Origin of the sequence: Streptomyces boluensis (genome assembly GCF_009908195.1) — a bacterium.
Lineage (GTDB): Bacteria > Actinomycetota > Actinomycetes > Streptomycetales > Streptomycetaceae > Streptomyces > Streptomyces boluensis.
This window is the reverse complement of the sequence record NZ_JAAAHS010000281.1, coordinates 1-10,093: the sequence shown is the minus strand read 5'-3', so window position 1 is coordinate 10,093 and position 10,093 is coordinate 1. Positions and strand designations below refer to the sequence as shown.

At 72.3% G+C, this 10,093-nt stretch carries 10 protein-coding genes and 1 pseudogene; 8 read left to right on the top strand and 3 right to left on the bottom strand.

Going from position 1 to position 10,093, the window contains the following annotated elements; genetic code table 11:
- The first annotated feature begins 126 nt into the window (after positions 1–126).
- The 4 genes from GUY60_RS27485 (at position 127) to GUY60_RS27470 (ending at position 4,852) form a co-directional block, all read left to right on the top strand.
- Positions 127–1,059 (top strand): trypsin-like serine peptidase, encoded by a 933-nt coding sequence (locus GUY60_RS27485; protein WP_312866443.1) that lies wholly within the window; start codon positions 127–129, stop codon positions 1,057–1,059.
- Between the two features lie 99 nt (positions 1,060–1,158).
- Positions 1,159–1,872: a class I SAM-dependent methyltransferase gene (locus GUY60_RS27480; protein ID WP_187370140.1), complete on the top strand. Its 714-nt coding sequence runs from the start codon at positions 1,159–1,161 to the stop codon at positions 1,870–1,872.
- Positions 1,873–2,129: 257 nt separating this feature from the next.
- On the top strand, positions 2,130–4,370 hold the full coding sequence (locus tag GUY60_RS27475; RefSeq protein WP_312866442.1) for a xanthine dehydrogenase family protein molybdopterin-binding subunit: 2,241 nt from the start codon (positions 2,130–2,132) through the stop codon (positions 4,368–4,370).
- Positions 4,371–4,393: 23 nt separating this feature from the next.
- Positions 4,394–4,852 (top strand): (2Fe-2S)-binding protein, encoded by a 459-nt coding sequence (locus GUY60_RS27470; RefSeq protein WP_161702529.1) that lies wholly within the window; start codon positions 4,394–4,396, stop codon positions 4,850–4,852.
- 137 nt (positions 4,853–4,989) lie between these two features.
- Here the strand turns inward: GUY60_RS27470 and GUY60_RS27465 are convergent, their stop codons facing one another.
- Entirely contained in the window at positions 4,990–5,541 is a 552-nt protein-coding gene (locus GUY60_RS27465; protein WP_376771327.1) for an Hsp15 family ribosome-associated heat shock protein, read from the bottom strand.
- Between GUY60_RS27465 and GUY60_RS27460 the strand changes: the two genes are divergently transcribed.
- The 3 genes from GUY60_RS27460 to GUY60_RS27450 are packed head-to-tail and all read left to right on the top strand — an operon-like array spanning position 5,458 to position 8,222.
- The gene (locus GUY60_RS27460; protein ID WP_161702525.1) at positions 5,458–6,165 is read left to right on the top strand and encodes an SDR family NAD(P)-dependent oxidoreductase; all 708 of its coding nucleotides are present in this window, start codon (positions 5,458–5,460) and stop codon (positions 6,163–6,165) included. The two genes, GUY60_RS27465 and GUY60_RS27460, sit on opposite strands and share 84 nt — an antisense overlap.
- Positions 6,162–6,965 (top strand): uracil-DNA glycosylase, encoded by an 804-nt coding sequence (locus GUY60_RS27455; protein ID WP_312866441.1) that lies wholly within the window; start codon positions 6,162–6,164, stop codon positions 6,963–6,965. Before GUY60_RS27460 ends, GUY60_RS27455 begins: the two co-directional genes overlap by 4 nt.
- 9 nt (positions 6,966–6,974) lie before the next feature.
- Complete coding sequence (locus GUY60_RS27450) at positions 6,975–8,222, top strand: MFS transporter (protein ID WP_161702523.1); 1,248 nt, start codon at positions 6,975–6,977, stop codon at positions 8,220–8,222.
- Positions 8,223–8,261: 39 nt separating this feature from the next.
- On the opposite strand, the pseudogene GUY60_RS27445 reads toward GUY60_RS27450, so the two are convergent.
- Positions 8,262–8,438: pseudogene (locus GUY60_RS27445) on the bottom strand (RidA family protein); the annotation flags it as partial.
- Positions 8,439–8,599: 161 nt separating this feature from the next.
- Between GUY60_RS27445 and GUY60_RS27440 the strand changes: the two are divergent.
- Entirely contained in the window at positions 8,600–9,538 is a 939-nt protein-coding gene (locus GUY60_RS27440) for an NADP-dependent oxidoreductase (protein ID WP_161702521.1), read from the top strand.
- A gap of 24 nt (positions 9,539–9,562) precedes the next feature.
- On the opposite strand, the gene GUY60_RS27435 is transcribed toward GUY60_RS27440, so the two are convergent.
- A partial coding sequence (locus GUY60_RS27435; protein ID WP_161702519.1) for a DUF4291 domain-containing protein occupies positions 9,563–10,093 on the bottom strand: 531 nt, incomplete at its 5' end.

The following is a 10,093-nucleotide window of genomic DNA, read 5'->3' as shown; positions in this document are numbered from 1 at the left end:
GAAGTGGGGAGATCAACTGGGTTTTGATCAGGGGGAGTTCATTGTTTGACGCGCTCCTGACATGGTGCGGGATCCGTGGCACGCTGCCCGTGCACATACCCCCCTCCCGACGAAGGAGCACGCAGCGTGAGACGCAGCCTTCGAATACCCCACAAGGCCCTGGGCGCGCTTGCCGCGTCCGGTGCCCTTGTCGCCGGACTGCTGCTGCAGACCGGTTCCGCGTCCGCCGCGAGCTCGGCGGAAGACTTCTGGACCGCCGAGCGGATGCGTTCCGCGGAGCCCCTCGACCTGCTGCCCGTGGACCCCGCGGAGCTGGGCAAGGTCAAGGAGGGCGTCGAGAAGCTGGTGCCGCCGAGCGGGCTGCCCGGTACCGACGCCCTCCCCGAGCGGGGCGGGCCGTGGACCGGTGGCGGCAAGGTCACCAGTACGGCGGGCCGGGTCTTCTTCACGTACCAGGGACGCAAGGCCTCCTGCTCAGGCAACGCCGTGACCAGCGCCAACAAGTCCACCGTGCTCACCGCCGGGCACTGCGTGAAGATGGACGGCGCCTGGCACAAGGACTGGGTGTTCGTGCCCGGATACAAGGACGGGCAGGCGCCGCACGGCAAGTGGACGGCCGCCAAGACCCTGTCCACGCCGCAGTGGACCGCGAGCGAGGACCTCAACTACGACGTGGGCGCCGCCGTCGTGAACCCCCTCGACGGCAAGAAGCTCACCGATGTCGTGGGCGCCCAGGGTGTGGCCTTCAACTCCGGCTACGGCAAGGAGATGTACGCCTTCGGCTACCCGGCCGCCGACCCGTACGACGGGTCGAAGCTGATCCACTGCAGCGGGACCGCCATCAAGGACGTCCTGCTGTCCACGGACCACGGCCTGTCCTGCGACATGACCGGCGGCTCCAGTGGCGGCCCCTGGTTCCAGGAGTTCGACGAGTCCACCGGGACCGGCCTCCAGGCCTCGGTGAACAGCTTCGGCTACAACTTCCTGCCGGGCTTCATGTTCGGCCCCTACTTCGGGGACGACGCGAAGAACCTGTACGAGAAGGCGCAGGCCAGCTGAGTCGGCGCGCGTCCGTGTTCCGGGGTTCCGTGCCGAAAGGCGCGGGACCCCGGTCCGCATTCCGGGAACTCCCGTACGCCATCGGTTCGTTGAGCGGACATGAGCGAAGTGATCCGTGAGGGGTATACGGGCACGGGGCCGGGGGCCATCACACCCGACGGCTGCGCGGTCGAGCTGTACGCACGGCTGAAGGCCGGTGACGAGCCGGACATCATCGCGGCCGCCGTGCCACCGGGGGCGAGCCTCCTTGAACTGGGCTGCGGCGCCGGACGGATGACCCGTCCGCTGACCGAGCGCGGCTTCGCGGTCACCGCCGTCGACGAGTCGGCGGAGATGCTGGCGCACGTCGAAGACCTCCCCGGGGTGGTACGGGCCGTGCGCAGCCCCATCGAGGCGCTCGACGGCGGGGCGCTCGGCGAGAGATTCGACGTGGTGCTGCTCGCCTCGTTCCTCGTGCACGCCGCCGACCCCGAGGTGCGGGACGGGATACTGCGGGCCTGCCGCAGCCATGTCCAGGACGACGGCGTGGTGTTGATCCAGCGCGAGGGCGCCGACTACCACACGAACCTGCCCAGGGAGCGGGTCGACCCGGCGGGGTACACGGTCCGCATCGAGTCGTCCACGCCGGTCGGCGACGGGGTCAACTCGGTGCACGCGCGGTACATATGGCCGGACGCCACCTGGACCCAGACGTTCAGGGCGCGGGTGCTGACCAAGACGGAGTTCGAGGAGCACCTCGCGCGTGCCGGGCTCGTCGTGGACCGCTATCTGACCGACGACGAGGTGTGGGTGCGGGCTCGGCCGGTGGACTGAGGCGAGCCCGGTGGTCTGAGGAGAACCCGGAACGCCACGTGCGCTCTCTGGCGTTGGTGCGTGGCGGGTGCGGGGCGGGCGTGCTTCGGGAGTGGACCGTGGAGGTGGTGAAGGTGGTGCGTCGGGTGGTCGATAGGGTGTAGCCGAGGCGGTCGGGTCGTGGTAACCAAGCATCGTCCAGCCATTGTTGACGCGAAGTCAGTGATGTCCGCCGTGCTTCGCAGCCAGGTGCTGCCGACCCTTTGGAGCCCATCGCCGTGGCCGAGAACGCCGCAGTCGACCGTCGTACGCTGCTCGCCTACCTGGTCGCCGCCCCCACGCTCACGGTCGCTGTCCGGGTCGGCGCCGACACCTGGGCGCCCGAGGCCGCGGCGGCCACGCCTGAGGCACCGGCCGCCACGCCTGCCGCCGCCCCCGCCGCGCTGCCGGACCTGCTTCCCGACCTGGGCGATGTGCTGATCCTCGCCGGGGCGCCCACCGCGCACCTGCTCACCCTGGAGATCGCCGAGGACGGCACCGTCCGCTTCGGGCTGCCCCGCGCCGAGGTCGGCCAGGGGCTCACCACCGCCGTGGCCATGCTGATCGCCGAGGAACTCGACGCGCCCCTCGACCGGGTGCGGGTCCGGCTCGACGACGCCCGGCCCGAGCTGCTTTTCAACCAGCTCACCGGCAGCTCCAACTCGGTCCGTTCGCTGCACCGTCCGGTCCGCGCGGCCGCCGCCGCGGCCCGCGCCCGGCTCGTCGCGACCGCCGCCCGCCAGTGGTCCCTCGACGCCGCCGACCTCAGCACCAAGGGCGGCGCGGTGCACGCCCCCGACGGCCGCACCCTCAGCTACGCCCGACTGACCGCCCGCGCCGCCGCACCGCGTACCGAGAAGGCACCCGAAGCGCCCCTCAAGAGCGCCGCCGAGCAGCGCGTCGTCGGCCGCCCCACCAACCGGATCGACGCACGGGCGATCGTCACCGGCCGCCAGGAGTACGCACTCGACCTCGACATTCCCGGCGCCGAACCGGCCGTGGTGCGCAGGCCCCCCACCGTCAACGGCACTGTCGAGAAGGTCCACAACACCGCCGACGTACGCGCCATGTCCGGCGTCCTCGACGTCGTGGAGATCCCCACCGGAGTGGCCGTCGTCGCCAAGACCTTCGGGCAGGCGCTCGCCGGGCAGGCGGCGCTGCGCGTCGACTGGGGCGCCGGCACCGTGGACGACCTGTCGCACGAGGACATCAAGGCCAAGCTGCGCAAGGCCGCACCCGGATTCCTGCCGCCGCTGCTCGTCGAACACATCGACGCCGAGTACGACTTCGCGCCCGTCAGCCACGCCCCGCTGGAGACCAACAGCGCGGTCGCGGACGTACGAGCCGACCGGGCCACCGTATGGACGGCCGCGCAGTCCCCGATCGCCGCGCGGGCCGCCGTGGCCAAGGCCGTGGGGCTGCCCGCGGCGCGCGTCGACTTCCATGTGGTGCAGGCCGGCGGCTCGTTCGGGCGGCGGCTGTTCTTCGACGCGGCCGTCGAGGCGGCCCAGGTGTCCAAGGCGTCCGGCCGGCCCGTACGCCTGATGTGGACCCGTGTCGACGACATGCGGCACGGCCGGATGCGGCCGCCCACCCACCACAAGCTGCGTGTCACCCACACCCGCGGCAAGCCGCTCTCCCTGCAGCACCGGGTGGCGTCCGTGGAGACCGATGTGGGGCACGGCGTCGGCGACGCGATCACCGCGGGACTCACCGAACTCCCGGGCGGCAACGAGACGTTGGCGCAGACCATGTTCCGGCTCTCCATGCGCTCGCCGTACGCCCTCGGCGCCACCGCGCAGACGCTGACCGAGCTGCCGCTGAAGCTGCACACCGGCTCGTGGCGCAGCGTGTACTCGGGTACGGCGCGGGCCGCGGAGGAGATGTTCCTCGACGAGGTGGCCGCCGAACTCGGGGCGGACCCCGTCGCCTTCCGGCGCGAGCGGCTGAAGAACGACGCGCAGCGCAAGGTACTCGACGCCGCCACCGGCGACTGGGGCCGCGAGCTGCCCGCCGGGTACGCGCAGGGCGTCGGCTTCCACGAGGAGTACAAGTCACGTGCGGCGTTCCTCGTCGAGCTCGACGCCCGCGACCCGAAAAAGCCCCGCGTCACCCGGGCGGTGATCGCCGTCGACGTGGGCCGTGCGGTGAACCCGCGGGGGGTCGAGGCGCAGATGCTCGGCGGGCTGACCGACGGGATCGCGACGGCGCTGCGCGCGGGCCTGCACTTCGACAAGGGCCTGCCGCTGGAAGGCAGTTACTCGCAGTTCCACTACGCGCGGCAGAAGGACTCGCCCACGGACGTACGCGTCCACATCGTCGAGAGCGGCGACGCGGACGCCGAGCCCGGCGGCGTCGGTGAGCTCGGAGTGCCCGCGGCGGTCGCGGCTGTCGGCAACGCCTACGCCCGCGCGACCGGCACCCGGCCGCGCAGCTTCCCGCTCCACTTCGACGTCGACTTCGAGCCGTTCCCGCGCTGAGGCGCCCAGTTGAGGAGTTTCCCTTGCCCGCACAAACCTTCACCGTGAACGGCGAGAAGGTCACCGTCGACGCCCCCGACGACCTTCCGCTGCTCTGGGTCCTGCGCGATCTGCTCGGCATTCGCGGCCCCAAGTACGGCTGCGGCATCGACGTCTGCAAGGCCTGCACCAGTCACCTCGACGGCGAGGCGTTCAACCCGTGCGCGGTGCCGGTCGCCGAGGTGGCGGGCCGTGAGGTCACCACGATCGAGGGGCTCGCGGACGGGGACACGCTGCATCCCGTGCAGGAGGCGTGGCTCGAGCAGGATGTCGCGCAGTGCGGGTACTGCCAGGCGGGGCAGATCATGGCGGCTGTCGCTCTGCTCAAGCGGACGAAGAATCCCACTGACGCGGAGATTGACGCTATTGCGAATGTGTGTCGGTGCGGGACTTATTTTCGTATTCGCGAAGCGATTAAGGTTGCGGCGGCGCGGGTGGGATAGGGCTCCCCTTTTGTGGGGTGCTGTGGTCGGGGGCTCGGGTTCTCTGGGGCTGCCGCCCCAGGCCCCGCTTCCCTTTCGGCCTTCGGCCTCGTCCTCAAGCGCCGGACGGGCTGGATTGTCGGCCTTCGGCCTCGTCCTCAAGCGCCGGACGGGCTGGATTTAGTGTCGGCGGCGCCTGGTCCCGGACCCCGCAAGCGGTCCATTTCTCGGCGGTCTCGTTTTGTCGGGCGGCCCGTGCCTCGGTCGCGTACTCCTGCCGGGGCCGCTGCCTCGCGGGGCGGGGGCGGAGGGCTGTTGTCCACGTAGCACTCCACGGCCACCGGGGCGCCGACCCGCTTGCGGATGACCTGCTTCACGACGACCACCCGGTCGCGGCCCTCGTGCCGCAGCCGCACCTCGTCGCCCACCTTGACCTGGTGTGCGGGCTTGACCCGGTCGCCGTTGACCCGGACGTGCCCGCCGCGGGCCGCCGTGGCGGCGGCCGAGCGGGTCTTGACCAGGCGTACGGACCAGATCCAGGCGTCGACGCGCACGCTGCCGCCCTGCTGCGGATCGGGCTGTGAAGTCATGCCCGCACTGTAGTCGCCGGGTCGTACCGTGGGGACATGCCGGACGTGTACGCACCCACCGCACCCGTCGCCCTCGTCACCGGCGGCAACCGTGGCATCGGCCGCGAGGTCTGCCGTCAGCTCGTCGGTCTCGACCACGTCGTGCTGCTCACCGCCCGCTCCGCGAAGGCGGCCCAGGAGGCGGCGGCCGAGCTCGGCCCCGGCGTGCTCGGCATCGAGCTGGACGTGACGTCCGAGCCGGACCGCGTGCGGGTGGCCGACGAGGTGCGGGAGCGCTTCGGACGGCTCGACGTACTCGTGAACAACGCGGCCGTCGCGTACGACACTTGGCAGCGTGCCGTCTCCGCCGACCTGGACTATGTGCGGGAGGCGGCCGAGACCAACCTGTACGGGCCGTGGCGGCTGACGCAGACGCTGCTGCCGCTGCTGCGGGCCAGCCGCCACGGGCGCGTGGTGAACGTGTCGAGCGGTGCCGCCTCCCTCGCCGACATGGGCGCAGGCACCCCCGCGTACGCCACCACCAAGGTCGCCCTCAACGCCCTGACCAGGATCCTCGCCGCCGAGCTGCGCGCCGACGGCATCCTCGTCAACTCCGTCTGTCCGGGCTGGGTGGCCACCGACATGGGCGGGCCCGGCGGGCGTCCCGTCGCGGACGGCGCGGCCGGGGTCGTCTGGGCCGCGACCCTGCCCGGCGGCGGCCCGACCGGCGGGTTCTTCCGCGACGGCGTCCGGGTGGAGTGGTGAGCCCCGAGCCGTTTGTGCCGCCGCCGGGGCCCTCCTCGCTTGCCGGGCTCGACCGGCGGCTCACGGACTGTCGGCGCTGTCCCCGGCTCGTCGCCTGGCGCGAGGAGGTGGCCCGTACCAAGCGGGCCGCGTTCGCCGACGAGACCTACTGGGGCCGGCCCGTGCCCGGCTTCGGGCCCGCCGACGCCGCCCTGCTGATCATCGGCCTCGCGCCCGCCGCGCACGGCGCCAACCGCACCGGGCGGATGTTCACCGGCGACCGCTCCGGCGACGTGCTCTACCGAGCGCTGTACGACATCGGCCTCGCCTCCCGGCCCACCGCCACCGCCGCCGACGACGGGCTCACCCTGCGCGGCGTACGGATCACCTCGCCCGTGCACTGCGCGCCGCCCGCCAACAAGCCGACCCCTCAGGAGCGCGACAACTGCCGCCCCTGGCTCGTCGACGAGCTGCGGCTGCTCGGGCCGACGCTGCGCGCGGCGGTCGTGCTCGGCGGGTTCGGCTGGCAGTCGGCGCTGCCCGCGTTCGCCGCGGCCGGCTGGGAGGTGCCGCGGCCACGGCCCGCCTTCGGGCACGGGGCGCGCACCACGCTGAGCGGCGCGGCGGGCGCGCTCGACCTGTTCGGGTGCTTCCACGTCAGCCAGCGCAACACGTTCACCGGACGGCTCACCCCCGAGATGCTCCGTACCGTGCTCATCCGTGCGGCGACGGTCGCGGGCCTGCCCGTACAGGCGCCCCCGACTGCACCTCCGACCACACCTAAGGCCTCTCAACCTGCACAAAAGGGGCGTAAAGCCTAGTTTGGGCGCGTGGATGACACCGCTGACACCCTCGCCGGCACCCCGGGTGCCGCCGCCGCTGCCGCTGCCGCCGCCACGCAGGAGAGCGCGCCCGGCGGTGCCGCGTACCGCAATCTGGTCGCGGCCACCGTCGGTTTCACCCTGACGTTCTGGGCCTGGTCCCTGATCGCGCCACTCGGCAGCACCTACCACGACCAGTTGGGGCTGAGCTCGTTCCAGCAGTCGCTGCTCGTCGCGGTGCCCGTGCTCGTCGGTTCGCTCGGCCGGGTCCCGGTGGGCGCGCTCACCGACCGCTACGGCGCCCGCGTGATGTTCCCGCTGGTCACGGCGCTCACCATCGTGCCGGTGCTGTTGCTGATCCCGGCCCGGAGCTCGTACGCCGCGATGCTCGGGGTCGGGTTTCTGCTAGGGCTCGGCGGTACGACGTTCGCGATCGGGGTACCGCTGGTCAACTCCTGGTTCCCGCCCGCCAGAAGAGGCTTCGCGATCGGCGTCTTCGGCATGGGCATGGGCGGCGTCGCACTCTCCGGGTACTTCACGCCACGGATGGCGAAGCAGCACGAGAACCTGCCGTTCCTGGTGGTGGCCGGGGCGCTCGCCGTGTTCGCGGTGCTCGCCTTCTTCCTGATCACCGACCGCCCCGGCCGAGCGGTGCCCACCGCCTCGCTCAAGTCCCGGCTCGGCTCCGCCGGAAGGCTCCGGGTGACCTGGGAACTCTCCGCGCTCTACGCGATCGGCTTCGGCGGCGTCGTCGCGTTCGGCGTGTACCTGCCCACGTATCTGAAGACCTGGTACGACCTCTCGCCCACCGACGCGGGAACGAGGGCCGCCGGATTCGCCCTGGTCACGGTGGTGTTCCGGCCGGTCGGCGGCTGGCTCTCGGACCGTGTCCACCCGGCGGTCGTGACGGCGGGCGCGCTCGTCCTCGTGGCGCTCCTCGCGATCGTCCAGGCCTTCGACCCCGCGCTCGTGCCGATGGGCACGATCTGTCTGCTCGGCATGGCCGCGGGCCTCGGCGCCGCCAGCGGCAGCGTGTTCGCGATGGTCGCGCAGGTCACGCCACAGCCGCAGGTCGGCTCCGTCACCGGCATCGTGGGCGCGGTCGGCGGCCTCGGCGGCTTCGTCCCGCCGCTGGTGATGGGCGCGATCTACAGCGCGAAGGAGTCGTACTCGATCGGCTTCATGCTCCTGTCCGACCTGGCGCTCGCGGGCTGCGTGTACGCGTACGGGCGGATGCGGGCCGTACGACCGGACTGAGGCGGCGCGCGGAGCGGGGACATACGGCGGTGGTGGCGGTCATTCCGGTACCACCGCCGTCGCCGTGATCTCCACCAGCCGGCCCGTGTAGCCGAGCGTCGACACCCCGATCAGGGTCGAGGAGTGCGGGCCGTGCGCCCCGGTGGCCAGGCCCGAGGCCGCCACGACGTCCCATACGGCGGAGAGCGGACCCGGCTCGTCCGCCACCACGTCGACGTGACTGTTCGACGTGCCTGTGCGGACTGCCGAGCGGATCATGTACGGGAGGGCCCGCCCCGCGCACCCGAATTTCGCCGCACCGGACCGTGTGCCGGGAGGCTCCGGGGAACACGGGCCGCACCGGGAATCACGCCGACCGTCAGGGAGTTGCTCCGACCATGAAGGCAATCGCACTGGACGCTTACGGAACCCCCGACGACCTGCACGCCGTCGACCTGCCCGAGCCCAAGGTGGCACCGGGGGAGGTGCTGCTCCGGGTCCGCGCGGCCGGGGTGAACCCGGTCGACTGGAAGCTCGCCGCCGGCGGCCTCGACCCGATCATGGTGGCCGGCTTCCCGATGATCCCGGGCTGGGACGTCGCGGGAGTGGTGGAGCGGGTCGGCCTGGACGCGGGGGAGTTCGCGGTCGGCGACGAGGTGTACGGCTATATCCGCAAGGACTGGGCGCAGAACGGCGCGTACGCGGAGCAGGTCGCGGCCAGTGTCCGGATGCTCGCGCGCAAACCCGCCGCGCTCGACTGGGAGCAGACCGCGGGCGTGCCGCTCGCCGGGCTCACCGCCCTGCAGTCGCTGCGCCGGGTCGGCGTCGGCGCCGGTGACACCGTGCTGATCCACGCGGCGGCGGGCGGCGTCGGCTCGCTCGCCGTGCAGATCGCGGTGGCGGCCGGGGCCCGGGTGATCGGCACGGCCAGCGAGCGCAACCACGAGTTCCTGCGCGGCCTCGGCGCGGAACCGGTGACGTACGGCGAAGGACTGGCCGCGCGGGTACGGGAGTTGGCGCCCGAGGGCGTGGACGCGGCGCTCGACTTCGTCGGCGGTGAGGCGGTCGACGTGTCGCTGCCGCTGCTCAAGCGGGGGCCGGCGGAGGGCAGTACCGCGCGGCTCGCGTCCATCGCGAACGGCGAGGTCACGGCCAAGGGCGGGCACTACGTATGGGTCCGGCCGGACGCCCCGGACCTCACCGAACTCGCGGAGCTCGCCGACGCGGGCAAGCTCACCGTGCATGTGGAGCACGCGCTGCCGCTGGAGAAAGCGGCGGAGGCGTGGCGGCTCAGCCAGGAGGGGCGCACCAGGGGCAAGATCGTGCTGACCGTCTGAGCGGCTCCGGTCACTCGTGGGGGCTCAGGCCCCGAGGTGCGCGAGCGCTCCCGGCTCCGTCGGGTACTCCGGCTCCACCGGCAACAGCCGCTCCGCCGCGTCCAGTTGACCCTCCCGTACGAGCGCGTGCACGGCGTGCGCGGTCTCGGTGACGTCGGTGATCGACACGATCCACTCGTCCGCGTACCGCCGCGTCGCCTCCCCGGCGAGCCCGAGTTGGAGTGAGCGGTACGGCAGCGCTTGCAGGCGGATGTCCCGCTCCGGGTCCCACTGCACGCGCGCGGGCGCGGTCCGCAGCTGCTCGCGCCATTCCGTGTGGTCGGCGTGCACGTTCCGCTCGTAGTGCGACAGGCAGGCGTTCCGCAGCGCCCACTCGAAGCCCGTACGGTCGATCTCGACGGCGAGCACGGTCTGTTGGCCGTCCTTCGCGCCCCAGCCGCAGCGGTACATCATCCACAGGAACGAGGGCTTGATCCACGTCATACGGTCCCGCTTCCAGGCGGCGGGGAAGCGGCCGTCGCGGGCGGCGGGGAGGCCGATCGCGGGGGAGTAGGC